The sequence below is a fragment of the Streptomyces sp. NPDC090798 genome, from assembly GCF_044768965.1.
In the GTDB taxonomy this organism is placed as follows: Bacteria; Actinomycetota; Actinomycetes; order Streptomycetales; family Streptomycetaceae; genus Streptomyces.
Genome location: NZ_JBIVXA010000005.1, coordinates 355,575 through 378,944 on the forward strand (window position 1 = coordinate 355,575; position 23,370 = coordinate 378,944).

The 23,370-nt window shown below is 72.0% G+C and carries 16 protein-coding genes; 10 read left to right on the forward strand and 6 right to left on the reverse strand.

Annotation, left to right across the window (positions count from 1 at the left end):
* The first annotated feature begins 4 nt into the window (after window positions 1-4).
* From ACIQTP_RS14130 to ACIQTP_RS14150, 5 genes are all read left to right on the forward strand, one after another.
* The gene (locus ACIQTP_RS14130; protein WP_403399609.1) at window positions 5-2,125 is read left to right on the forward strand and encodes a hypothetical protein; all 2,121 of its coding nucleotides are present in this window, start codon (window positions 5-7) and stop codon (window positions 2,123-2,125) included.
* Window positions 2,122-4,149, forward strand: coding sequence for a hypothetical protein (locus tag ACIQTP_RS14135; RefSeq protein ID WP_403399612.1), 2,028 nt, complete (start codon window positions 2,122-2,124; stop codon window positions 4,147-4,149). Before ACIQTP_RS14130 ends, ACIQTP_RS14135 begins: the two co-directional genes overlap by 4 nt.
* A 142-nt stretch (window positions 4,150-4,291) precedes the next feature.
* Window positions 4,292-6,988 carry a SpoIIE family protein phosphatase gene (locus tag ACIQTP_RS14140; RefSeq protein ID WP_403399614.1) on the forward strand — a complete coding sequence of 899 codons (2,697 nt, stop codon included), beginning with the start codon at window positions 4,292-4,294 and terminating at the stop codon, window positions 6,986-6,988.
* A gap of 326 nt (window positions 6,989-7,314) precedes the next feature.
* On the forward strand, window positions 7,315-8,424 hold the full coding sequence (gene rsgA, locus ACIQTP_RS14145; protein WP_403399616.1) for a ribosome small subunit-dependent GTPase A: 1,110 nt from the start codon (window positions 7,315-7,317) through the stop codon (window positions 8,422-8,424).
* A gap of 375 nt (window positions 8,425-8,799) precedes the next feature.
* Entirely contained in the window at window positions 8,800-10,167 is a 1,368-nt protein-coding gene (locus ACIQTP_RS14150; protein WP_403399843.1) for a bifunctional transcriptional activator/DNA repair enzyme AdaA, read from the forward strand.
* A 114-nt stretch (window positions 10,168-10,281) separates the two neighbouring features.
* Here the strand turns inward: ACIQTP_RS14150 and ACIQTP_RS14155 are convergent, their stop codons facing one another.
* Window positions 10,282-10,650 carry a PPOX class F420-dependent oxidoreductase gene (locus ACIQTP_RS14155; RefSeq protein WP_403399617.1) on the reverse strand — a complete coding sequence of 123 codons (369 nt, stop codon included), beginning with the start codon at window positions 10,648-10,650 and terminating at the stop codon, window positions 10,282-10,284.
* Between the two features lie 252 nt (window positions 10,651-10,902).
* Here ACIQTP_RS14155 and ACIQTP_RS14160 point away from each other — a divergent pair, with 252 nt between their 5' ends.
* Window positions 10,903-12,150, forward strand: a complete 1,248-nt coding sequence (locus tag ACIQTP_RS14160) for an SGNH/GDSL hydrolase family protein (RefSeq protein WP_403399620.1) — start codon at window positions 10,903-10,905, stop codon at window positions 12,148-12,150.
* A 132-nt stretch (window positions 12,151-12,282) separates the two neighbouring features.
* On the opposite strand, the gene ACIQTP_RS14165 is transcribed toward ACIQTP_RS14160, so the two are convergent.
* Both ACIQTP_RS14165 and ACIQTP_RS14170 read right to left on the reverse strand, forming a co-directional pair.
* Entirely contained in the window at window positions 12,283-12,765 is a 483-nt protein-coding gene (locus tag ACIQTP_RS14165) for a DUF456 domain-containing protein (protein ID WP_403399623.1), read from the reverse strand.
* Between the two features lie 36 nt (window positions 12,766-12,801).
* Window positions 12,802-13,782, reverse strand: coding sequence for a helix-turn-helix domain-containing protein (locus tag ACIQTP_RS14170; RefSeq protein WP_402038085.1), 981 nt, complete (start codon window positions 13,780-13,782; stop codon window positions 12,802-12,804).
* Window positions 13,783-14,241: 459 nt separating this feature from the next.
* Between ACIQTP_RS14170 and ACIQTP_RS14175 the strand changes: the two genes are divergently transcribed.
* Together ACIQTP_RS14175 and ACIQTP_RS14180 are read left to right on the forward strand one after the other, a co-directional pair.
* Window positions 14,242-16,062: a PP2C family serine/threonine-protein phosphatase gene (locus ACIQTP_RS14175; RefSeq protein ID WP_403399626.1), complete on the forward strand. Its 1,821-nt coding sequence runs from the start codon at window positions 14,242-14,244 to the stop codon at window positions 16,060-16,062.
* Window positions 16,063-16,145: 83 nt separating this feature from the next.
* Window positions 16,146-17,888 (forward strand): pyruvate dehydrogenase, encoded by a 1,743-nt coding sequence (locus ACIQTP_RS14180; RefSeq protein ID WP_403399628.1) that lies wholly within the window; start codon window positions 16,146-16,148, stop codon window positions 17,886-17,888.
* Here ACIQTP_RS14180 and ACIQTP_RS14185 read toward each other — a convergent pair.
* Window positions 17,885-19,420, reverse strand: coding sequence for a helix-turn-helix domain-containing protein (locus ACIQTP_RS14185; protein WP_403399631.1), 1,536 nt, complete (start codon window positions 19,418-19,420; stop codon window positions 17,885-17,887). The two genes, ACIQTP_RS14180 and ACIQTP_RS14185, sit on opposite strands and share 4 nt — an antisense overlap.
* Before the next feature lie 156 nt (window positions 19,421-19,576).
* Here ACIQTP_RS14185 and ACIQTP_RS14190 point away from each other — a divergent pair, with 156 nt between their 5' ends.
* Together ACIQTP_RS14190 and ACIQTP_RS14195 are read left to right on the forward strand one after the other, a co-directional pair.
* Entirely contained in the window at window positions 19,577-20,095 is a 519-nt protein-coding gene (locus ACIQTP_RS14190) for a hypothetical protein (protein ID WP_403399633.1), read from the forward strand.
* 455 nt (window positions 20,096-20,550) lie between these two features.
* Window positions 20,551-21,033 carry an ATP-binding protein gene (locus ACIQTP_RS14195; protein WP_403399635.1) on the forward strand — a complete coding sequence of 161 codons (483 nt, stop codon included), beginning with the start codon at window positions 20,551-20,553 and terminating at the stop codon, window positions 21,031-21,033.
* 64 nt (window positions 21,034-21,097) lie between these two features.
* On the opposite strand, the gene ACIQTP_RS14200 is transcribed toward ACIQTP_RS14195, so the two are convergent.
* Both ACIQTP_RS14200 and ACIQTP_RS14205 read right to left on the reverse strand, forming a co-directional pair.
* A complete protein-coding gene (locus ACIQTP_RS14200; protein WP_402038071.1) occupies window positions 21,098-22,150 on the reverse strand; it encodes a DUF2637 domain-containing protein in 1,053 nt (350 codons plus the stop codon).
* A gap of 317 nt (window positions 22,151-22,467) precedes the next feature.
* Window positions 22,468-23,346 carry a (2Fe-2S)-binding protein gene (locus ACIQTP_RS14205; protein ID WP_403399637.1) on the reverse strand — a complete coding sequence of 293 codons (879 nt, stop codon included), beginning with the start codon at window positions 23,344-23,346 and terminating at the stop codon, window positions 22,468-22,470.
* Window positions 23,347-23,370 lie beyond the last annotated feature (24 nt).

A 23,370-nucleotide genomic window follows, 5' to 3' on the forward strand; every position in this document is an offset into this window, starting at 1 on the left:
GCTGGTGACCAGCACCTCGCACCCCCACCTGACGGAGCCGGACAGGCCGCGCTGGAAGACGCTCGCGTTCACCGTCCCCTCGGGCCGGCGCCGGGTCGCCTCCGTCCGCTTCGGCCCCGAGTCCCGCCGCGATCCGCTGCTGCCCCAGCTGATCCGCAACGGACTGCTCGACGAGGGGCAGCAGTGCGTCCAGGTCCGCCTGAACGCCGCCGACGCGGCGAACCCGGCCGCGCGCGCCCTGCTCGACGCGGAGGCGGGCACCGCCCTGCGACTGCACCGGGCGCTCGACGACACGGAGTACACGGCGCTCTTCCCGAGGATCGTCGGCTACGAACTGGACGCGGCCGAGCCGTTCCTGCTGTACGCCGCGCCGCGCGGCACCGCCATCGCACGTACCCATGTGATGTCCGCGACCGACCAACGAGTCCTCACCCGCGACCTGATGCTCGCCCTGTGCCTGCTGGACAGCCAGGAGCTGGTGCTGCGCGGCATCTCGCCCGCCACCGTGCTCTGGGACGGCGCCTCGGTCCAGCTCTGGGGACTGGAGGGAGCGGCCCGTACCGGAGGGCCGAGGACCCGGTGGGGCCGGGCACCCTACTGCTCGCCGGAACAACGCCGGGGCGAGGGGCTCGTCGACCCCCGGGACGCGGTGTGGAGCGCCGCCCAGGTGCTCTACCAGCTGGTGACCGGCCGGCCCGGCCCCGGCGACCGGGCACCCACCGACCTCGGCGAGCACCGGGTGCTCGCCGAGACGTTGCGGGGCGCCTTCGCCCCGCTGGCGGCCGACCGGCCGACCCCCGCCCAACTGCTCGACCTGCTGGCACCGGGGGCCGCCCGGCGCGTCACGCTCACCGTGCCCGCCGACGAGACCCGCGCGCACCGGGAGGCGTTCGAGCAGGCGCTGCGCCTCAAGCAGCAGGCCCCCGTCACCCACCAGGAGCCCAGGACACCGGCCGGGCGCGGCAGCGACGGCCAGGTGCTGTGCCCGTACTGCCTGGAGAACATCCAGCTCGACCTCGCCTCGCTCTTCGTCACCGACAGCAGGATGCAGTACAAGCCGCTGGACGTCTCGACGATCGGCAACCCCCTGCGCCGCCAGGACGTCATGCGCGGCGCCGTCCAGAAGTGCACCGCGGACCGGGACTTCCCCGAGCACTTCATCCCGGTGCCCTACCTCACCTACGGCCGCCCGCTGACCGTCGCGATGGTCGGCCAGTCGTCCACCGGCAAGAGCCACCTGCTGACCCAGATGATCGCGGAGATCACCGACGGCGGCCTGGAGCCGTTCGGCCTGAAGTGGCAGTCGGTCAACCCGGAGCAGCACGCTCGGTTCGTACGGGAGCGGGTGCAGCCGCTGCGCAACGGCAAGGTCCTCGACCACACCGGCGCCCTCGGTCTGGACGGCTTCGCCCGCTTCGTGGAGTCCCTCCTCATCACCGACGCCCACGGGCAGGTACGTCCGGTCGCCTTCTTCGACCTGGGCGGCGAGGACCTCGTGCGGACCGACGCCGCACTGCGCTTCCTGCTCGGGATCGACGCCCTGATCTTCGTCGTCGACCCGGCGCTGGCCCTTCCGCTGCCGCATCTGGACCACGCCAGGGAACGCTGGGGTGTCGAGGTGAACCGGGACGGCGACCTCGCCTTCGGCACCGTCCTCGACCGGCTGCCGAAGAACGGACCGTATCTGGACGTGGCCGCCGCGATGGTGCTCGGCAAGGCGGACCTCCTGCGGTTCCAGCCGCCTGTCGACCGGTGGCTCGGCCGGGCACCGGCGACCTCCCTCGACCCCGAACGGATGCGTGAGGAGAGCCGGGACGTGTACGGGCTGTTGCGACAGCACGCCGGGCCGGCCTGGCTGCGCCCCTTCGACGCGATCCGCCGGTGCACCCTGCATGTGGCGTCGGCCACCGGCGGCCAGGAGGACCAGGGCCGCTATCCGGCCGGGGCGGGGCCCCGGCGGGTGCTGGAGCCGCTGCTCGCGCTGCTGGCGCTGCACGGGATGGTCGAGGTGCCGGGCGGCGCCGAGGCGTTCGCCGTGGGAGAGGCGCCCGCGTTCGAGGCGGTGCCGTCGGGGAGGGCCGGACGAACCGGGGGAGCGGTGGGAACTGTGAGGGAGACGAAGTGAGCGACTTTCGGGATCGGAGGAGTCCGGCCGCCCACGGGGAGCAGGCCGGCGCGCACGGGCCGGGCGGTGACGGCACCGGGGGCTCGGTGCACCAGGTCGTTTTCCGGTGGGACGGCAACCAGGGCCGCCAGGGCACCGGCATGAAGGCCGTCGCCCACTCCTGCCCGGCCGAGCGCGCCGAGGAACTGGGCCGGGAACTGGGCCCGCTGCTGTGGGTGTCCGGTACGGCCGCCTCGCGGCAGAGCGTCGTACGCACCCTGTCCCGCGACGGCGACGTCATGCTCGTCCAGCGCTGGCCCACCACCGACCGTGGCGGCCGGCCCAGCACGATCAGCCATGTCCTGATCGGTGACCCCGCAACCCTGAAGACCCGCCAGTGCCTCGGCCTCTCCTACGGCGGCTGGGGCAGCCGGGAGTCCGCCGAGAAGGCCTCCGGACGCCAGCGCGTGATCGAGTGCGCGCAGCTCGACGCGCTGGCGCGCGAGCGGCTCCCGGCCATGCTGGAGCTGCTGCCGGCGGTCAAACGCGCGTTGATCCTGGTCGCCGCGGAGTGGCTGCGCGATCCGGCGCAGCGGGTGTCGCTGCTCGTGGAGGAGAAGGGGCAGCCCGGCTGGCCCGACCAGGACGCCGTGCCGGTGGCGTATCTGGGGCTGTTCCTGCTCTTCGGGCCCTGGCTGGGCCAGGAGTGGACGTTCGCCACCCACGACACGGTGGACACCCATCAGCTGCGTCTGATGTGCGTCCCGCGCTGGGAGCCGGACGCGGGCGGGGCCGGTCCGCTGGCCCGGGTCATGGGCCGTCGGGTCACCCCCCAGTTCGAGCACAAGGCTGCGGCCCGGCTGGTGGACCACCTCCTCGACCACCTCCTCACGGACCCCGAGGCCGCCCCCGGGGTGCCCCAGCTGGTCGAGGAGCTCGCCGGCGGCGCGGAGCTGGAGTGGGCGCGGCGGCGCGTCCTGCTGAACGAGATCCTCAGCACCGACCGCCGAACCGGCACGCGCACCGACGCGCCCGCGCCCCGCTCTGCGCAACCGGGCCCGGTCGGGGAGGAGGACGAGGACCGGGAGCGGGCCGAGACGGCGCCCCCGCCGCGGATCCCGAAGCCGTACGCGTACCCCGACCCGTACCTCGACCCGCACCCGGACTCGTACGCGGACCCGTATCCGGACACGTATGGGGACCCGTATTCCAACGCGCATACGGACCGGGTGTCCGCGGGTTCTCCGCCCGCGGACTCTCCCCCCACGGCTCCTCCGCGGCCCCCGCGGACGCCGGTCCAGGCGCCGGTCCAGACTCCCGCCCGCGAGGCGTACGGGCTCCACGAGGACCTCCGTGACCATCGGCGCGGGAACCACATGCAACGCAGTCTCCTGGCGGCGCGCCTGCGCACCCTGCCCGACGAGTCGCTCCTGGGCGAGCTGCGCTCCGCCGATCTGCCACCGGAGTCCGTGGAACTCCTGCTCGACGAGCTGGGAAACGATCACCGCGTCCGGGAGCGCCGACCGGAGACGCGGCACGACCTGTGCGCGGAGGTGCTCCACAACGGCCTGTACTTCACGCCGTACGGGCAGGGCCCGGAACCCGTTTCCCGGACGGCCATGGTCACCCGGGCGGCCGACCTCTTCACCTGGGCCGTCGCCCCGCTCGCCCGGGACGAACGCTATCTGCGCGATCTGCGTGAGCTGCTCCACCGCATGACCCGGGACAGTCACCCCACCGGGGGCAACTGGCTCCGCCAGAGCATCATCGCGCCGGCGAACGGCCAGGTCCCCGACTTGCCGCCCGTCCTGTGGCAGCAGATCCTGCGAGACGTGCTCAGCCGGGGCGAGCGAGTCCCCTCCGCCTCCCAGCCGCCCTACACCGTGCCGTCGCCCACGACGGTCCCGGAACCCTCCGCCACCGCGCCGAGACCGCCCACCCTCACGTCCCGGCTCTCCGACCTGGTGAACAATCCGGGCTGCGTGATGGGAGCCGGCTTCGGCGTGATCGCCGTACTCCTCACGATCGTCCTCATCGCCCTGTGAACACGGGCCCGCCTCCCCGCCCCCGGCCGTCCGGGTGATCATGTGTCCTCGGTGTGTCCGGGGCGGGGCGGGGCAGGAGCCGGGAGGGTCGTCTCCGGGGTGGGCCATGGCCGCTTGGGATCACCAGTGCTAGAAAGGTCACATGGCGAATCGTTTCGCCGGTTTTCGACGCTTTTCATTCAGGCCACTGGTCAGCAGGAGCCCGCGAAGCGTAGCCGGGCAGGTGTTCGTTCTTCAGGTGGCCCTTGTCGTGCTGCTCGTGGCCTGCGGTGTGTTCGCCCTTGTCCTGCAGTCGGAGCGGGACACCACCGCCGAGGCCAAGCGCCGCTCCGTAGCCACGGCGGAGACCTTCGCGCACGCTCCCGGGGTCGTGGCGGCACTGCGGACCCCCGATCCGAGCAAGATCCTCCAGCCGGCCACCGAGGCGGCCCGCAAGGCCGCCGGGGTCGACTTCATCGTGGTCATGAACACCAAGGGCATCCGCTACACCCACCCCCTGCCGAGCCTGATCGGCAAACGGTTCGTGGGCACCATCGGGCCGTCGCTGGCGGGGAAGGTCTACACGGAGAGCGTCCACGGCCCGCTCGGCCACGAGGTGCAGGCCACCGTCCCCATCAAGGACGTCGGGGACAATGTGGTGGGCCTGGTGTCGGCCGGTCTGAAGGTCAAGAACGTGACCAGTGAGGTCGACCGGCAACTACCGATCATCCTGGGCGCCGGGGCCGGGGCACTCGTGGTGTCCACCGGGGTGACGGGACTGGTGGGCAGACGGCTGCGACGGCAGACCCACAGCCTGGCCCCGGACGAGATGACCCGCATGTACGACCACCACGACACGGTGCTGCACTCCGTACGCGAAGGAGTGCTCATCGTCGCCGGCGACGGGCGGCTGCTGCTGGCGAACGACGAGGCCAGACGGCTGCTGGAGCTGCCCCCCGACGCCGAGGGACGACACGTGTCGCAGCTGTCGAACCTCGAACCCGAGACGGTGGAGCTGCTCGTCTCAGGGCGCGAGGCCACCGACGAGGTGCACTTCGCCGGGGAGCGGCTGCTGGCGGTCAACCAGCGGCCCACGGGGCGCAACGGAGGCATCGAGGGAACGGTGGTGACGCTGCGCGACTCCACCGAGCTCCAGGCGGTCACCGGCAGGGCGGAGGTCGCACGGGAGCGGCTCAAGCTGCTGTACGACGCGGGACTCGGCGTCGGCACCACCCTGGACGTGCGGCGTACCGCCGACGAGCTGGCGCGGGTCGCCGTCCCTCGCTTCGCCGACTTCGTCACCGTCGACCTGGCCGACGCCGTGCTGCACGGCGAGGAGCCGGCCCCCACGGCGACGGACCTGCGACGCATCGCCGTGTGCGGCATCCGGAACGACCATCCGCTCTACGAAAGGGGCCGGCTGATCGACTTCGTGCCCTCCACGCCCCAGGCGCGCGGCTACGGCAGCGGCCGCTCCGAACTGGTGACGGATCTGTCGACCGCCGCGGGCTGGCACGCGCAGGACCCGGAGCGCACCAAGGAGATCATCGACTACGGCATCCACTCCCTCATCGCCGCCCCGATCCAGGCCGGCGGTGTCGTGCTGGGCGTGGCCAACTTCTGGCGCGCCAAGCAGCACGAGCCCTTCGACGAGGAGGAGCTGTCGCTGGCGGAGGAACTGGTGGCCCGTGCCGCGGTCAGCATCGACAACGCACGCCGCTACACCCGCGAGCACGCGCTGGCGGTCACCCTCCAGCGCAGCCTGCTGCCGCGGGCCCTGCCCGAGCAGAGCGCCCTCGACGTCGGCTACCGCTACCTGCCCGCCCAGTCGGGCGTGAGCGGGGACTGGTTCGATGTGATTCCCCTGCCGGGGAGCCGGGTGGCGCTGGCCGTCGGCGACGTGGTCGGCCATGGGCTGCACGCCGCCGCCACGATGGGGCGGCTGCGGACCGCGGTGCACAACTTCTCCACCCTCGATCTGCCCCCCGACGAGCTGCTGAGCCATCTGGACGACCTGGTCGGCCGGATCGACCAGGACGAGCGGGACACGGATGGTGCCGCGGGTGTCGTGGGCGCCACCTGCCTGTACGCGATCTACGACCCCGTGACGCGCCGCTGCGTCATGGCACGGGCGGGGCACCTGGCGCCCGCGCTGGTCCTCCCCGACGGAACCGTCACCTTCGTGGACGTGCCGACCGGGCCTCCCCTCGGCCTGGGCGGCCTGCCGTTCCAGACCGCCGAGCTGGACATCCCGGAGGGCGCCCAGCTCGTCCTGTACACCGACGGCCTCATCGAGGACCGCAGACGCGACCTGGACGTGGGCATGGAACTGCTGCGTGAAGCACTGGCGGGGCACCCCGACCGGTCGCCGGAGGAGAGCTGCCAGGCCGTCCTGGACGAACTGCTGCCCGGTCGCCCCAAGGACGACGTCGCCCTGCTCATCGCCCGTACCCAGGGGCTGCCGCCCGACCGGATCGCCGACTGGGACGTGCCGCTCGACCCGGCCGCCGTCGCCGGGATGCGCGACACCGTGTCCCGGAAGCTCGACGAGTGGGGCCTGTCCGAGCTCGGCTTCAGCATGGAGCTCATCCTGAGCGAGCTCATCACCAACGCCATCCGCTACGGCTCCGAGCCGATCCACGTACGGCTGATCCGCGACCGTACGCTCATCTGCGAGGTGTCCGACACCAGCAGCACCTCGCCGCATCTGCGGTACGCGGCGACCATGGACGAGGGGGGCCGGGGCCTGTTCCTGGTGTCGCAGATGGCCGAGCGCTGGGGCACCCGGTACACCCCCCAGGGCAAGGTGATCTGGGCCGAACAGGCACTGCCACGGGTCACCGGGCAGCCCGGCCCGTAGACGCTGTCGGGCGCTGAACCAGCCACATTCCGGACCGGTCCTTGCGCGGTGCCGTCCAGATGCGGACGGTGCGCCGTAATTCGATGGCGTCGCGGGTCCGGGTGCCTCTAGGGTCGGTTCTGTTCAAGCGGTGGCCGATGGGCGCCGCGGGTGACTCGTGCACGTCTGGTGCATGTCAGGGAGGTGTGACCGATGGCTGTCTTCGAGATGGGCGCTGCCCGCATCCAGAAGTTCATCAAGTCCACCTCCGTGGCCGCCGGCTGACCTTCCTCTTTCTCTCCGCGCCCGAGCGCGCGTGCCGGGGCCGCCCTTGTGAAGGGTCTCCCTTGACTTCCGCTTTTCTCGCTTTCCCCTCCTCACCGTTCGCCGCGCTCGTTCCCTACGGCTGGGACGACGCCTGGGCGGACGAGTTCGCCCCGTACGACACCGAAGGGCTGCTGGCCGGGCGGGTGATCCGGGTCGACCGCGGTCAGTGCGACGTGGTCACCGCCGACGGGGTACTGCGCGCGGACACCGCGTTCGTGACGCCGAACGATCCGATGCGGGTCGTGTGCACCGGTGACTGGGTCGCCGTCGAACCGGCGGGCAATCCGCGCTACGTGCGTACGTATCTGCCGCGCCGTACCGCCTTCGTACGCTCCACCTCCTCCAAGCGGTCCGAGGGGCAGATCCTCGCGGCCAACGTCGACTACGCCGTCGTGGCCGTGTCCCTCGCCCTGGAACTCGACCTCGGCCGCGTCGAACGATTCCTCGCGCTGGCGTGGGAGTCCGGTGCGCAGCCCCTCGTCGTCCTCACCAAGGCCGACCTCGTGCCCGACGCGGCGACGCTCGGACACCTCGTCCAGGACGTCGAGACGGCGGCGCCCGGGGTTCCGGTGCTGCCGGTCAGCTCCAGCGCAGGGGAGGGGCTGGACGTGCTCGCGGCGGTGCTGTCGGGCGGCACGTCCGTCCTCCTCGGACAGTCCGGCGCGGGCAAGTCGACCCTCGCCAACGCACTGATCGGCGAGGACGTGATGGACGTACGGGCCGCGCGTGACGTGGACGGCAAGGGCCGCCACACCACGACGACCCGCAACCTTCTCGCCCTCCCCGGCGGAGGTGTCCTCATCGACACGCCCGGACTGCGCGGGGTCGGTCTCTGGGACGCCGAGACCGGCGTCGGGCAGGTCTTCTCCGAGATCGAGGAGCTGGCCGCCGACTGTCGCTTCCACGACTGCGCGCACGAAGCGGAGCCCGGCTGCGCGGTTCTCGCCGCCGTCGACTGCGGCGTCCTTCCCGAACGCCGCCTCGACAGCTATCGCAAGCTGCTGCGGGAGAACCAGCGGATCGTCGCCAAGACGGATGCGCGGCTGCGGGCGGAGATTCGACGGGACTGGAAGCGGAAGGGGGCGGAGGGGAGGGCGGCGATGGACGCCAAACGGGGTCGTTGGCACTGAGCCTGCGCGGAACGGGGGTCCGGGGCTGCGCCCCAGGCCCCCGGGCGGGTTCTTCGGCTGCGGGCGGCGGTGGCTGATCGCGCAGTTCCCCGCGCCCCTAAGGGTGGGGCTTCGCCCCAGAGCTTCCGGGTGTTCGAAGTTGTTTGACTGACGGCCGGTGGGGGCTGGTCGCGCGGTTCCCGCGTTCCTGAAGCCTCCGCCCCGGCCGGGCGATGTGGGGGTCCGGGGGCGGAGCCCCTGGCGGGGTTGAAGGGGCGGAGCCCCTGGGGATGGGACGGGTAGGGGCGGCGGGGGCGGAATCAGGGTTTTGGGTGGAGCGTCGTGTCTGAAAGCCGCCAGTCGAACGGCGGGCGGTGGCGCAGACTGGTGGGTGTGATCGACGCGGAGACCAGGTACGAGGCGGTGCGGAGCAGGGACGCCCGGTTTGACGGGGAGTTCTTCTTCGCGGTGGAGACGACCGGGATCTACTGCCGGCCCAGCTGCCCGGCGGTGACGCCGAAGCGGCAGAACGTGCGGTACTACACAACGGCCGCCGCGGCGCAGAACTCGGGCTTCCGAGCCTGCCGCAGATGCCGCCCGGACGCCGTCCCCGGCTCCGCGGAGTGGAACGTGCGGGCCGACGTCGTAGGGCGCGCCATGCGACTCATCGGGGATGGCGTGGTCGACCGGGAGGGGGTCGGAGGGCTCGCCGTCCGGCTCGGATACAGCGCCCGCCAGGTGCAGCGGCAGCTCACCGCGGAGGTCGGCGCGGGCCCCGTCGCCCTCGCCCGCGCCCAGCGCGCCCACACCGCCCGCGTCCTGCTCCAGACCACCGGCCTGCCGATCACGGAGATCGCGTTCGCGGCCGGGTTCGCCAGCGTCCGGCAGTTCAACGACACGATCCGCGCGGTGTACGCCTCGACGCCGAGCGAACTGCGCACGGCCGCCGCACCACGGGGCGGGACCGGAGCCCGGCGCACCGTCACCCCCACCGCCGGGATCCCGCTGCGCCTCGCCCACCGAGGCCCGTACCAGTCCGCCGCCGTCTTCGACCTGCTCGCCCACGAGGCGGTCCCCGGGGTGGAGGACATCGGCGGCACCCCCGGCCGCCGTACGTACCGCCGCACCCTCCGCCTCCCGTACGGCACCGGAATCGTCGCGGTGGACGAACGCTCGCGCGGCTGGCTCGACGCCCGGCTCCACCTCACCGACCTGCGCGACCTCACCACCGCCGTCCAACGCCTGCGCAGGCTGTTCGACCTCGACGCCGATCCGTACGCCGTCGACGAGCGGCTGGGCGCCGATCCCCGGCTGGCCCCGCTGGTCGCCGCGCGCCCCGGCCTGCGCTCGCCGGGTGCCGCCGATCCGGACGAACTCGCCGTGCGCGCGCTGGTGGGGCGGGCGGAGGCCGAGCGGCTGGTGCGACGGTACGGGAAGGCCTTGGACGCCCCGAGCGGCACGCTCACCCATGTGTTCCCGGAGCCGGCCGTCCTCGCGGAGGCGGAGCCCGACGGCCCCCTCGGCGCGCTCACCACCGCCCTGGCCGACGGCACCCTGCGGCTGGACGCGGGCGCGGAGCGCGATGAGGCGCAGGAGGCGCTGCTGGCGTTGCCGGGGCTGGACGGCCCTACCGCCGCCGAAATCCGGACGCGCGCGCTCGGCGACCCCGACGTGGTGCCGCCGGGGGTGGATGTACCGGACGCGTGGCGCCCGTGGCGCTCGTACGCCGTTCAACACCTCAGAGCGGCGGGCGAGTTGGAGTGAAGCCCCCGGGTGGCCGTCGGGAACGTCAGTGTCGCGGTGCCGGGAGCACGCGCCGTTCCAGACGCTCCCCGACCACCTGGTCCCCCTCGCGCCGGACGACGTACACCCCCTTCGTCAGTCCTCCAGGCCCCAGCTGTGGATGCGCCGGGGATGGATACGGATCAGCTCCTCGCTGAAGTGCGGCCCCAACTCGTGCGGGCCCGTGAGAAGTTCGGCCTCGCCCCGGATGTCGATGCCGCGCACCTTCCACGGCTGGTGGCTGACGATGTCGTCGACGACGAGCGCCACCTTCGGATTCTTCCGCAGGTTGCGCCACTTCTTCGTGGTGCCCATCGCATAACCGCCGATCAGGATCGTCCCGTCGTCCTGCGGGAAGAAGCCGACGGGGTTCGCCTGCGGCTGCCCGTGGGCGTCCACGGTGGCCAGCCGACCCAGCCGCTGTGTGGTGAGGTAGGCGCGTTCCGCCGCGCTGAATTCGGTCATGGCAGCAGCCAAACACGCCCGCGCGCGGACCGCATCGGGTCCTGGTCCTAAGTCTCCCGCCCCACAGCGGTTGCGCCGACATTCCCGTGACCGCCGTCAGGGTCAGTCAGGGTCAGGACCACTCCATCATCTGGAAGTTCGAACGGCAGAAGTCGAACGGCGGGTCCTACGAATCAGTGGTGCGGGTGAGTGGGGGCGGCCAACGGTGTGACGTTTCGTTGACCGGCCCGGCGGTCAGGGAAGCGATCCCGTATGACCCGCGTGATCAAGGCTCGTCATCTCTTCACCGCCCTGGTGACCGTTCTGGCGCTCGTCCCGCCGGCCGCGAGCGCCGATGCGGGGCCCACCCCCCGCACCGGCCACGACCACGGCCACGACCAGGCCCACTGGACCGGCACCTGGGAGACAGCCCCCTCCGGAACGGCCCCCGCCCTGCCCGGCGCCTCGATCCGCAACGTCGTGCACACCAGCGTCGGCGGCAGTGCCGCCCGTGTCCGCGTCTCCAACCGGCTCGGCACCGCACCCCTCCAACTCGACGCCGTCACCGTCGCGTTGCAGGAGTGGGGCAGGCCCACGAGTCCGAACGCGGCCCCGGGGTCGCTGCGCGTCGCCACGTTCGCCGGCCGGCGATCCGTGACGATCCCCGTGGGGCAGGACATGGTCAGCGACCCCGTCGACCTCCCGATCCCCGCCGACGCCAACCTCCTGATCTCGGTCCACACCCCCGCCGGCTCCGGCCCGGTGACCTACCACCGCTCCGCGTTCCAGGCCAACTTCCTGGCCCGCGAAGGGGACCGGACCGCCGACGAGCCCGGTGCCGCGTACACCGTCACCCTCGGCAACTGGTACTACGTGACCGGTGTCGACGTACTCGGCGCGCCCGCCGCGGGCAGTGTGGTCGCGCTCGGGGACTCCCTCACCGACGGCACCGGCTCGACGGACAGCGCCAACCACCGCTGGCCCGACCTGCTCGCCGCCCGTCTCCGCACGCTCCCCGCGCACCGCCGGCTCGGTGTCCTCAACGCGGGGATCTCCGGAAACCGCCTCCTGCTGGGGAGCGGCGGCCCGAGCGCCCTGACCCGCCTCGACGCCGACGCGCTCTCCCGCGCCGGGGTGCGCGCGGTGATCGTGCTGGAGGGCATCAACGACATCAAGGGCACGCCCGAGCAGACGGATCCCCTCGCCATCGAGGACGCGTACCGCCGGATCGTGGAACGCGCCCACGCCCGCGGGATCCGGGTCGTCGGTGCCACGATCACCCCGTACGGCGGATACGGCGCCTACACGGAGTCCCGCGAGGCGGTCCGGCTGACGGTCAACGCCTTCATCCGCAACGCCGGTCTCTTCGACGCGGTCGTGGACTTCGACGCCGCAGTTCGCGACCCGGCCGACCCGCACCGCATCCGCCCCGCCTACGACCCCGGCGACCACCTCCACTTCAACGACACGGGGATGCAGGCGCTGGCCGACGACATCGACCTGGACACGCTCCTTCTCTAGCCGGGCAGCCCCCGCCGGGGAGCGTCCGCGTTCGGCCGTACCGGCGTGACGGTCAGTCCGGGCGGTCGCGGTTGCAGCCCGTCAATTCGAAGGGACGGATCCGATGTGTTGGTTCGGTTCATGCGAGGCCGCTCAGCCCCGGATCACCGCGGTCAGCCACGCGGCCGTGACCAGCAGGCAGGCGAACAGCTCCGTCAGGACGTGCCAGCCGCCCGACCGCATGACCGTCCCCACCGCCGCCTTCGCCGGGCCGTGCCCGCCCAGCCGTGACCGCTCGTAGAGATAGACCCCGCCGAGGAAACCCGCGACCGCGCCGGCCACCGGCAGCAGAATGAAACCGAGCAGCGTCCCGACCCCGGCGTAGACGCCCATCCGTGGAGTGGCGCCGGCCTCCCGGAGCCGTCGGGGCGGCAGCCCCCAGCGGATCGCCTGGGCCAGCAGCAGGACCACGGTCGCGCCCACCAGTACGCCCCAGGTGAGGGCCCGTGGGTCGGTCAGGGCCCACCACAGGACCGCGGCCCAGACCAGCCATGACCCCGGCACACCGGGCACCAGTACTCCGCACAGGCCGAGCACGATCACCACGCCGACCAGCAGGAGTTCCCACGCTCCCATCTGCCCAGGGTGACTGAGCGGGCGCGAAAGCGCAGGTCAGTCGCGGGCCACCCAGCCCTTCTCGTAGGCGTGCCAGCCCAGCTGGAGCCGGGTCGTGACGCCCGCCAGCTCCATCAGCCGCTTCACCCGGCGCTGTACGGTCCGCAGGCCCAGGTCGAGCTGTTTGGCGACGCTCGCGTCGGTCAGGCCGGCCAGCAGCAGGGAGAGGATCTCCAGGTCGGTGACGTCGGGGCCGTCCGGCTCCTGCTCCATGACGCCCCGGCTGCCGAGCCGCAGCGGCAGCGCGTCCCGCCACACCGACTCGAACAGGCCGGACAGCAGCTCCAGCAGCCCGCTGGCGTGCACGACGAGGGCGGCGGGCTCCGCGGTGTGCGAGGTGAGCGGCACCATCGCGAGCGTCCGGTCGGCGATCACCAGCTTGGTCGGCACCTTGTCCACGACCCGTACCTGCTCGTCGCGGCTGAGCGCGGCGGACAGTTCGGTGAGGCCGGTGGGCTGGTCGAGGACGGCGCGTTCGAGCACCACGCGGTAGCCGACGCCCCGTCCCGCGGCCTGTTCCTCCGCGTCGTTGTCCATCCCGGAGACCACCATCGGGTTCCCGGTGACGAGCGCGCACACCTCCGTGGCCGCGCCGAGCTGGAGCTGGAGGAACCGCTGGGTGACGGCAGCCGCTCCGATCACCACCTCCACCAGGTCGTGCACGGCGGGTTCGGTGGCCTGGGCGCGGTACTCCTCGGCGAGCAGGGCGGCCGCCAGTTCCGCCTTCTCCAGCTCGTGCCGCTGCTGGGTGAGCAGTGCGCCGAGGGCGACGCCGGGCGGCGCCGCGACCCAGCGTCCCGGGCGGCCCGAGGACTGGGCCGCGAGACCGTGCCGCTCCAGTCGGCGCAGGGCGCGCTCGGTGTCGTACTCGCCGAGCGTGAGCCGCCGTGCGAGGTCGGGCACGTCGGCGGCGCCCACGGACACCAGTGCCCGGTACGCCGACTCGTGCGTCTCATCCAGACCTATCGCTCCCAGCATGCGGCGATGCCCTCCCCAATTCCCGTTCCGGCCGTGACCTGGCGGAAATCGGCCACGGCGCAAACCCGCCTCGGCACATCATCGCCGCGGCACCCGTAACTCTGCCAAGCTCACGGCACCGCGGCAGCAACAGCCGCCCGTAATGCCCGGCTTGGGCCGGACCGGCCTGCGCGGACGCGGGCGGAGTGATCTTGGGAGTGGCACCTTGGGGAGCGCGACAGCGCGCGTCACAGGGGAACCTCAGGGAAGCAGGTCACACTCAGGGCGCCGCCGGGCGGTTCTCCCGTGGGGGGTGGAATCGTCCGGCGGCTTCGGCGCGACGTCTCACGTTTCTTCAACCCTCCGCACTCGTACGGCCATTCGATACGTCACCCGACGCGTCGTTCGACTACCAGTCCTATGGCCGGTTTTTCCGGATGCCCCGTTTTCATACGGCTCTCGCGGTGGACAATTAGGGGCATGAGCCAGCAGGGGGAGAGGCCTACCGGTCACGAGGACGACTGGTGGGGGCAGCTGTACGACGACTCCACCGGGGACACGGGGCCCACGCCCGCGGCCGATTCCCTCGACGACCGCTTCGCGTCGGCCGCGGGGACGGTGGGATCGGGGTCCGCGCCGCCCGAACTGGACGGGTCTCCCGTCGTCCCCGAGCAACGGGGCGGCGGCACCCCGCGCGGCGAGGCACTGGGCCGGCGCCTCGCCGGCTGGGACCACGCGCCCCGGTCCAACCCACCGGACCGCTTCCTCGATCCGACACGGCCCGCCGAGAACCCGACCCCGTCGACGAGCGAGGACGCCGGCTCCGCACGGAGTGGCGGGGACCTCGGTCTCTCGGGAGGCAGGGAGGACTCCGAGCCCTCTCGGGGTGACGACTCCGAGCCCTCTCGCGGTGGCGGGGAGCCGGGCCTTTCGTGGAGTGGCGGGTACCTGGGCGGCCTCTCGGGGAGCGGGGACGACCCCGGCCCCCCGTCGGCTGAAGCGGCGCCCGGCCCTTGGTGGACCAGCGAGCCCACAGGCTTCTCCCGGAGCGGTGCGGATCCTGGCCCCTCGGGGGGCGGCGAAGAGCCCTTGGCTTCCTGGGAAACCCCGTCGGCCCAGCCGCCGACCCCCGCGACCTTCCCGCCGGGACCGACACCGCCCGGGTTCCACGCCGAGTCGCTCCGCGGCCGTACGTCCAAGGAACCGTCCGGCGCGGCGGTGCCACCGCGCCCCAGCGCGCCGCCGGATCCCGCCCCGCCCGGCATGGCCGCCCCCGTGGACGCCCTCCCCGCCCCGCCGCCCGCGGAGCCGGTCCTCAGCGTCCCCCACCAGCCACCCCCCGTCGACTACGTCGGCTCCGGCCCGCCCACCTACTACGCCGAGCCCACCGCCCTCCCGCCCGCAGATCCGGACGACCTCGACGACCTGGTCGCCGACACCGTCCTGGACGGAGCGCGTTACGGGGCGAGCACCCTGCGCGCCGCCTCCGTGCGCGGCGACTCCGCGCGCTTCCGGGGCGAGCCCCGCCGGGACTCCCTGCTCACCGCCCGCTTCGGGGCGGGCGAGCACGCGCTGGTGCTGGTGGCGATGGCCACCGGCGCCCGGGCGACCCCCGGCGCGCACCGGGCGGCGGCCGAGGCATGCCGGTGGATCGGTCGCGCCGTGGGCCGCAGCCACGCGCGGCTGGCCGAGGACATAAGGGCGGCCCGTCGCGGCGACCTGAAGTCGGGCCTGCACCGGCTCACCGACCGCAGCCTCGGCAAGCTGCGCGCCAGCGCCGCCGAACAGGGCATCGAGCCCGAGGAGTACACCGCCGGCCTGCGCTGCCTGCTGCTCACCGGGGACCCCGAGTGCCGTACACGCGTCTTCTTCGGAGTCGGCGCCGGTGGCCTGTTCCGGCTGCGGGACGGCGAGTGGCAGGACATCGAGCCGCGGGTCGCCGAGACCACCGGCGAGGCCGTGGTCGGCTTCGGATCGCTGCCGCACGAGACCCCCGAGGGCGACCGGCTCACCATGGACCTGGGCATCACGACGCCCCCGAGCCCGTACGAACCGGCCCCCGAACCGCCTCGCGAACCCTTCCGATTCCGCGCCTCCGTCGCCCGACCGGGTGACACGCTGCTGCTGTGCACCGGCGGCCTCGCGGAGCCCCTGCGCGGCGAACCGCAGTTCTGCGAGCACCTGACGGCGCGGTGGTCGGCGGGCGAGCCGCCCGGCCTCGCCGCGTTTCTCGCCGACACTCAGGTACGGGTCAAGGGGTACGCCGACGACCGGACCGTCGCGGCCGTTTGGGAGGCGTAACGGCGCACCCTGTGAATTCATGGACCCAAAGGACGAACCAAGGGACCCGCGGGATCCATGGATCACAAAGGGGTGCGTGCAGCATGGCCAAGCAGAACGTCGCCGAGCAGTTCGTCGACATCCTCGTCCGCGCGGGCGTCAAGCGCCTGTACGGCGTCGTCGGCGACAGCCTCAACCCGGTGGTGGACGCGATCCGGCGCAACGCGGCGATCGACTGGATCCACGTCCGGCACGAGGAGACGGCTGCCTTCGCCGCGGGCGCCGAGGCCCAGATCACCGGCAAACTCGCCGCCTGCGCCGGCTCCTGCGGCCCCGGCAACCTCCACCTCATCAACGGTCTGTACGACGCCCACCGCTCCATGGCCCCGGTCCTCGCCCTCGCCTCGCACATCCCCTCCAGCGAGATCGGCCTCGGCTACTTCCAGGAGACCCATCCGGACCAGCTCTTCCGCGAGTGCAGTCACTACAACGAGATGATCTCCAACCCGAAGCAGATGCCGAGGCTGCTGCAGACCGCCATCCAGCACGCGGTGGGCCAGTCGGGTGTCAGCGTCGTCACCCTCCCCGGCGACATCGCCTCCGAGCCGGCCCCGGACAAGGCCCTCGAGACCGCCCTCGTCACCTCCCGGCCCACCGTCCGCCCCGGCGACGCCGAGATCGACAAGCTCGTCGCGATGATCGACGAGGCCGACAAGATCACGCTCTTCTGCGGCAGTGGCACGGCGGGCGCGCACGCCGAGGTCATGGAGTTCGCGGAGAAGATCAAGTCGCCGGTCGGACACGCGCTGCGGGGCAAGGAGTGGATCCAGTACGACAACCCGTACGACGTCGGTATGAGCGGTCTGCTCGGCTACGGCGCCGCCTACGAGGCCACCCACGAGTGCGACCTGCTGATCCTGCTCGGCACCGACTTCCCGTACAACGCCTTCCTCCCGGACGACGTCAAGATCGCCCAGGTCGACGTCCGGCCCGAGCGCCTGGGCCGACGCTCCAAGCTGGACCTGGCGGTGTGGGGCGATGTGAAGGAGACCCTGCGCTGTCTGACGCCCCGGGTGAAGCCCAAGGGGAACCGCCGTTTCCTCGACAAGATGCTGAAGAAGCACGCGGACGCGCTCGAGGGTGTCGTCAAGGCGTACACGCGCAAGGTCGAGAAGCACGTTCCGATCCACCCGGAGTACGTGGCCTCCGTCCTCGACGAACTCGCCGACGAGGATGCGGTGTTCACCGTCGACACCGGGATGTGCAACGTGTGGGCGGCCCGCTACATCTCGCCCAACGGCCGTCGCCGGGTCATCGGTTCGTTCTCGCACGGTTCGATGGCGAACGCGCTGCCGATGGCGATCGGGGCCCAGTTCACCGACCGGGGCCGGCAGGTCGTCTCGATGTCCGGAGACGGCGGGTTCTCCATGCTGATGGGTGACTTCCTCACCCTCGTCCAGTACGACCTGCCGGTGAAGGTCGTCCTGTTCAACAACTCCGCCCTGAGCATGGTCGAGTTGGAGATGCTGGTCGCCGGGCTGCCGTCGTACGGGACCACGAACAAGAACCCCGACTTCGGGGCCGTCGCGCGTGCGTGCGGGGCGTACGGCGTGCGCGTGGAGAAGCCCAAGGACCTCGCCGGCGCCTTGAAGGCCGCCTTCAAGCACAAGGGCCCCGCCCTCGTCGACATCGTCACCGACCCCAACGCCCTGTCCATCCCACCGAAGATCAGCGCGGAGATGGTGACCGGGTTCGCCCTGTCGGCGTCGAAGATGGTCCTGGACGGGGGCGTCGGCCGGATGGTGCAGATGGCCCGCTCCAACCTGCGCAACGTGCCCCGTCCCTAACCGTTTCCTTGGCCGGCCATCGGTACCCATTGCCGTCCGGCGTACCAGTAGTGGGGCAGGCCCTTGATGCCGCTGGTACGGAAGGGGCGGCCGTGGTCGTCGATGCGTAGGGTGCCGGTGCGGCCCTGGGAGGACCAGTCGAGTTCCAGGTACCAGCGGCAGTCGCAGGTCTCGGTCCGGGCGGTGACCAGCAGCACCTCCGGGTCCTGCGCGGACACCCGGTAGGGCATGCGGATCGCGGGCACGGTCCTGCCGGTGTCGCTGCCCGGGAGTGAGTGGGCGATGGGCCGGTCGACGTCCAGGTTCACGGCGAAGGAGCGGGGACTGATGTCCCCTCCGCAGCCCTGGTCCATGGCGTACGCGGTGCCCTTCGCGGGGGCGGCGCGACCCACGACCCGTACCCGCAACGCCTCCAGGACGACGGCCGTCGACGTCCGCCCCTGCACCGAGATCTGTACGAGCGTCTCGTGTCCGTGCACCGCGTTCTGCGTCCGCGCCCAGGTCTCGGCGTCCTGCGCGGCCGGGGGCGGCGGGACCTGCCCCGGCGGCTTGGCGATGACGTAGGCATGGCTGCAACCGAGCTCCCAGAGCTGGGAGTTCGCGGTCCAGGTGAGCGGGGCGGATGCCGCGTGCGCGGACGGTGCCTGAGCATGCTGCCGTACGCCGCCACTCGAGTGCCGGTCCCGCTGCTCCTGCCGGTCCGCGGACAGAGACAGCGCCGACACACTCCCCAGAGCGGCAACCAGCACGGCCGCCACACCGACGGCGACAGACAACCGCCGCTTGTACCAGGGCCGCAGCGGGGCCGACCCGGGCACGAGCGTGGTCCGCGGGCCGGTTCCGCCCGTTCCGCGTGTCGGGCCGTGGTCCTCGACGACCGCCGGGCCCCCCTGCGGCTCAGCGGGTGCCGGGGAACTCCCGGGTCCGTCCGGTACTCCGGGTCCGTCCGGTACTCCGGGTCCGTTCGGCGTATTGGGCGTGGGTGTTGACCGGGGGGTGGATTCGGCCACTTCGGGCGGGGAGTTGTCGTCCTTGACGGGCGTGGCGGGATGCCGGGAAACGGTCGGCGTCGCGGAGCCCGGCGGGGTGGTGAGCGCCGGACGCTGTGTCGATTCGGCGGGCGCCGGGGCCGCCGACAGGTCGCCCGTCGTCGGGCGGCGGCCCGACGGAGTCGCTGCTCGGGAGCGCTGGCGGGCCGCCGCGGCCAGGATCCAGCGGCGGTGGAGTTCGCCCCGCTCGGCCGCTGTCGCCCCGCACATCGCGGCGAACCGTTCCACGGGCGCGAAGTCGAGCGGCACGGCGTCACCGGAGCAGTAGCGGTGCAGCGTCGAGGTGTTCATGTTCAGCCGCCGCGCCAGCGCACCGTAGCTGCGATCCGTGCGCGCCTTCAGCCGCCGCAGCAGCGCCGCGAACTCCTCGACATCGCCATGGACATCGCCATGGACATCGCTGACGCCGTCGCCGTTCGCATCTTCATGGACACCGCGCTGAGGTGACACTGTCCGTTCCCCCGTCCCGTCCCAGGACGGCATCCCAGGCACTCCACATACGTGCACGTCAGAAGCCCTGGGACGGTTCCACCGTTGCGGATCGGGCGCCGTCCGTTGTGCCCGCCCCGAGTGGCCGCTGATGCTCAAGGGGTCGAACCGACGCACCAACGCACCGACCGAGAACGGGGACACACACCGATGAACAGCAACACCACCTCGCACAAGCCGATCTCCCGCAAGCCGATCCGCCGCACCGCACTCGTCGCCGGCCTCACCGCCGCCCTCGTCCTTCCTCTCGGCCTCACCGCCTCGGCCCAGACGACCACAGGGGCGTCCACAAGGTCGGCCGCGCAGCGGACGGTCAGCGGCAAGCCGTCGGACTCCGTGACCCGGATCGCCGACTTCTACGGCGCCTACATCGACGCCCAGAGCGACCCGGACCACGGCGCAAGGCTGGCCAGCGAGCTCCGTAAGTTCTACGTGCAGGCCGACTACCTCAAGAAGGTCGAGGCCTGGGAGGCCAGGAACCACGCCGACGGCGTCCTTCAGGCCCAGAACGTCCCGCTGAAGTGGACGGTCACCGACAACGGCAGGGCCGATCACACGGAAGCCGTCGTCACCCTCAGCTGGAGCGGCACCACCACCAAGCTCATCGTCGACATGTCCCGCAGCCAAAAGATCATCCACATCGGCACCAAGGGCATCGACGGTAAGTAGCCGCCGGTAATTAGCCGACGGCCGGGCCGACTCCCCGTCGAGTACGGCCATACCCGCAGCCGAGAGTCGGTAGATGGACCGAGCGCCCGCGGTCAACACGTCGCTTGGGAGGGGGAGGCGCCGGGTGGTGCGGGCCCGCCGCGTGCGCCGTCGCCGTGCGCGGGGCCCGCACCGGCCGTACCGTGCGCCTCAAGCAGGCGTTGAACAGGGCAAACAGGGCAAGCGGGGCTCTCCCAGACCGACGACTCGCCGTCGCGCGAGCCGGCCCCGGAGAGCCCTGTTGTACGGGCTGTGGCGTCCCACAGGCCACCGTTTCGGCGCGACGCCGTGCTTGCGCTCGGAAATGGCTGGTGGTCGACCATTCGGCATGACTGCCGCGTCCCCGATGGGGCATGGATTCCCGTGAACATGTTCGATCAGGAGGGGAACCCGACATCGGCATGCAGGCGGGGGTCATGAAGAGGCAGGTACGAGGGGGCGGTCCCGTGGCCATCGGGGCCTCCTCGGCACAGGCAGTGGAGGAAGAAGCGGCCGACGGCGCGGGGGACCCGGCCGCCGCGCAGCTCAGGCGGCGGCTGGCCGGCGCCGATCTACGAGCGGTGCCAGAGGCCCGCAGAGCGCTGAGGGAACTCTTACGGCACTGGGGGAAGCCGGAGAAGTCCGAGATAGCCGAGTTGCTGACCAGCGAACTCGTCACCAACGCCCTCATCCACACCGACCATGACGCGGTCCTGACGGCCACCGTCGGACCCCGCGGACTCCGCGTGGAGGTAAGGGACTTCGTGGGACGCAGGCCCAGGCTGCGGGTACCGATCGCCGACGACGGTACGCACGGCAGAGGCCTTGTCCTCGTCCAGTCCCTCGCGGACGCCTGGGGGGTACGCCCCCACGGCGTGGGCAAGTCGGTCTGGTTCGAACTGGACGGCGGCGCGGTGTAGTCACCGCGCCGCCGTAATTCCTGTCCGGGGTCCGGCCGTTCGACGGCCGGACCACCCCGGTGTCTCAGCCGAACTGCTGCTCGAGGTCCTTGAGCTTGCGCTCCAGGGAGTCGAGTCGCGGCAGGGCCATGGTGTCGTCCTCCGCGGTGAGATCGACGGTGATCGGGTCACCACTCTTGCGGACGGGCTGAAGGGAGGGCCGTGAGCGTACGGGCAGCTGCTCCGGCGCCGCTATGGCAGGCTCCGCGGTGGCCTGCGCGGGAGCACGCTCCACGGTCGTCTCCAGCTGCTGCCGGCCACCGCCGCCACCACGGCCGGGCAGGCCACGGTGACCGCGGCTGAGCGCCTTGAGGTGCGCCCGCTCGACCCGCTCCTCGTTCCGGCGGCGCAGGCGGTTCTGCTCCTTCTGGCGCTTGTCCTCGCGGACCTCCTCCACCGCCTCGTCCAGCGTGCGGACGTTCTCCAGGAGCATCAGCGACCAGGCGCTGTACGTCTCACGGGGCGCGCGCAGCCAGCGGACGATACGGATCTGCGGCAGCGGACGCGGGACCAGGCCCTGCTCACGCAGCGCGGCACGGCGGGTCTGCTTCAGCGCCCGGTCGAACAGCACGGCGGCCGACAGGGACATGCCCGCGAAGAACTGGGGAGCGCCCGAGTGGTCCACACCCCGGGGAGCGTGCACCCAGTTGAACCAGGCGGCGGCACCGGCGAAGGTCCACACGAGTATCCGGGAGCCGAGCGCCGCGTCACCGTGGCTGGCCTCGCGCACGGCGAGGACGGAGCAGAACATGGCCGCGCCGTCCAGACCGAACGGGACGAGGTACTCCCAGCCGTCGGTGAGTCCGAGGTTCTGCTGGCCGAAGCCGACGAGGCCGTGGAAGGAGAGCGCCGCGGCGACCGCGGCACAGCAGAACAGCAGCACATAGGAGGCCGTGCCGTAGACGGCTTCCTTACGCCTGCGACGCTCCTCGCTGCGCTCCCACGAGTCGTCGTTGTTGCTGCTCGCGTTCTCCCCGGACCGCTTGCTGCGCGCGAGCACCGCCACCGCCGCCAGCAGTCCCAGGAGCAAAACGGCGCCCGGAAGCAGCCAGTTCAGCGATATGTCGGTCAATCTCATCTGGGGTCCCTTGCATTGGGATAGGGCGTAACGCCCGCCATATTGGCCCACGCCCGTCGACCCTCAGGGGGTTTCGGGGCAAGAGGCCGCCAAGGGAGTGCAAGGGGATGCGCAGGGCGACATTCTGCTCGAACTGCCGCTCGAGGGACGGGAGCTGAGTGCGAATTAGATTACCCGTACGGATGGTTCTACGGAAAGTTCCTGCGACAAGTGAGGAAGTTGTGAAGTGCCTGTCATCTGTCGGGCACCCGTCGGGAGTCTCCGTCGGAGTTGATCTTAGAGCACCCGGGGGCCCGTCCGTACGGCGGGAGCGGCGCTCAATCCGCCGCGGTGGACGTCAACTTGGCGATGCGGTCCGTGTCGCAGGTGCGCGGGCAGTTGACGCAGGTGTCCTCGGGACGCAGCGTGTAGAAGAGGCAGCAGCTCGCCCGGTCGCGGGTGGGCAGGGACTCGCCGTTCGGGCCGCTCAGTTCACGGAACGCGGCGGATCCGACGTAGGGCCGGGTGGCCCCCGGCAGCAGCAGCTCCAGCTCGCGCAGCGCGCGCCGCTCCTCGCCGAGCAGATCGGCGACGTACCAGAGACTCTCGACGACTTCGTCGGTCGCCATGCCCCACAGGGCCCGGCCGCGGCGCCGCATGCGCGGGCCGAAGCCGCCGAGGACCGGCTCCAGGTGTTCGGCCGCCGCCGCCCGCGCCTCGGCCCGCAGCGCCTCCGCGTCCGGGACGACCCGGGCGCCGGGCAGCCGGGCCGCCGGGTCGCCCGGCAGACAGGCGAACTCCTGGACCCGGACCGCCATCAGGCCGCGCGTGCGCTGGAATGTGACGCGCTCCACAGGGAGGCGGGGTACCCGGCGCAGCAGGAACCACGGGACGGTGATCAGCAAAGAGGCCGGCCAGGCGTACCGGTGCAGCCCGAAGCTCGCCACCACGTCCGGGCGCGCCCGCTGTCCGTAGTCCCTGACGATCTGCGCCTCGTCCCAGGTGAGGAAGGTGTCCAGGTCGGCCCCGCCCGCCGCGAGCCCGGCGGCGCCTACCCAGCCGTCGCCCTCCGGGGCCGCTTCCCCCTGCCCCAGTTCCCGCACGCTCAGCTCCGGAAAGACCTCGGTCAGCCGGGTGTACGCGTCCGTGACGGCCGAACGGGCGGGGTGGGAGTCGGCGAGGCCCAGGGCGCCTGTGGCCAGGGCGGGAGCGGACATACGGGTACCCCGCTTCACGATCGT

Excerpts from the sequence above, each read along its gene's own strand:
- ACIQTP_RS14205 (WP_403399637.1), bottom strand. The coding sequence starts at position 23,346 with ATGTCCGCTCCCGCCCTGGCCACAGGCGCCCTGGGCCTCGCCGACTCC.
- ACIQTP_RS14175 (WP_403399626.1), top strand. The coding sequence starts at position 14,242 with ATGAGCCAGCAGGGGGAGAGGCCTACCGGTCACGAGGACGACTGGTGG.
- ACIQTP_RS14160 (WP_403399620.1), top strand. The coding sequence starts at position 10,903 with ATGACCCGCGTGATCAAGGCTCGTCATCTCTTCACCGCCCTGGTGACC.
- ACIQTP_RS14155 (WP_403399617.1), bottom strand. The coding sequence starts at position 10,650 with ATGACCGAATTCAGCGCGGCGGAACGCGCCTACCTCACCACACAGCGG.
- ACIQTP_RS14190 (WP_403399633.1), top strand. The coding sequence starts at position 19,577 with ATGAACAGCAACACCACCTCGCACAAGCCGATCTCCCGCAAGCCGATC.
- ACIQTP_RS14185 (WP_403399631.1), bottom strand. The coding sequence starts at position 19,420 with ATGCCGTCCTGGGACGGGACGGGGGAACGGACAGTGTCACCTCAGCGC.
- ACIQTP_RS14170 (WP_402038085.1), bottom strand. The coding sequence starts at position 13,782 with ATGCTGGGAGCGATAGGTCTGGATGAGACGCACGAGTCGGCGTACCGG.
- ACIQTP_RS14165 (WP_403399623.1), bottom strand. The coding sequence starts at position 12,765 with ATGGGAGCGTGGGAACTCCTGCTGGTCGGCGTGGTGATCGTGCTCGGC.
- ACIQTP_RS14200 (WP_402038071.1), bottom strand. The coding sequence starts at position 22,150 with ATGAGATTGACCGACATATCGCTGAACTGGCTGCTTCCGGGCGCCGTT.
- ACIQTP_RS14180 (WP_403399628.1), top strand. The coding sequence starts at position 16,146 with ATGGCCAAGCAGAACGTCGCCGAGCAGTTCGTCGACATCCTCGTCCGC.
- ACIQTP_RS14140 (WP_403399614.1), top strand. The coding sequence starts at position 4,292 with ATGGCGAATCGTTTCGCCGGTTTTCGACGCTTTTCATTCAGGCCACTG.
- ACIQTP_RS14195 (WP_403399635.1), top strand. The coding sequence starts at position 20,551 with ATGAAGAGGCAGGTACGAGGGGGCGGTCCCGTGGCCATCGGGGCCTCC.